We start from the raw sequence: 598 nt of genomic DNA, 5'->3' as shown, positions 1-598 counted from the left end.
AGTCAGATCGGCATCGACGTCGAGTTTGGCCAGGCGTTCGACCGGCAGCAGGCGCTCGGTGCTCCAGGCGGTTTTGCTCGGTTTGTCCGGCAGCGGCGTGGTACCCGCGACGGCGCCGGCCTCGGTGCTGGCGACTTCGGCCTGACGGGTTTGCGTGGCGTTGTTAGCCTGAGCCGATTTCGGTGGCAGGTAGCGGTCGACGTTGAACGTGTCGGCCTTGAGAATCGCGCGCAGCGACTGTTTGGCGAAGTCCTCGATGGCGATGCGGCCGCTGAAGCTGCTGTCATCGAGTTTCAGGTTGATGTTGTCGAACGACAGACTGGTCGGAGTGGCAGCAACGCGGCTGACCAGTTCGACCTTGCTCAGGCTGCCTTCGCCCATCGCCGGCAGTGTCTGGCCGATGCTGTCGACGAATTTCGCCAGATCGAACTGGGCAATGGAAATGCCGCCGCTGATCTGTGGCGTCTTGTCGAGGTCGTTGGCTTTCAGCTCGCCCAATGCGCGCAACTGGTTGGCGGAAATCTTGATGCCGGTCCATTCGGCGACGTTCGCTGCTTTATCCAGCAATAACTGGCCTTGCGCGGAGAAGGTCATGGTC

1 protein-coding gene is annotated in these 598 nt (G+C 61.7%); it reads right to left on the bottom strand.

Features of this window, described 5'->3' with window-relative positions; genetic code table 11:
* On the bottom strand, positions 1-598 hold a 598-nt coding region (locus AC0T7J_RS25080; RefSeq protein WP_473798422.1), incomplete at both ends, for an AsmA family protein.

The sequence above is a fragment of the Pantoea sp. E956-1 genome (genome assembly GCF_982223955.1).
Note: the sequence above shows the minus strand (reverse complement) of the source record. Positions and strands in the feature narration are given on the sequence as shown.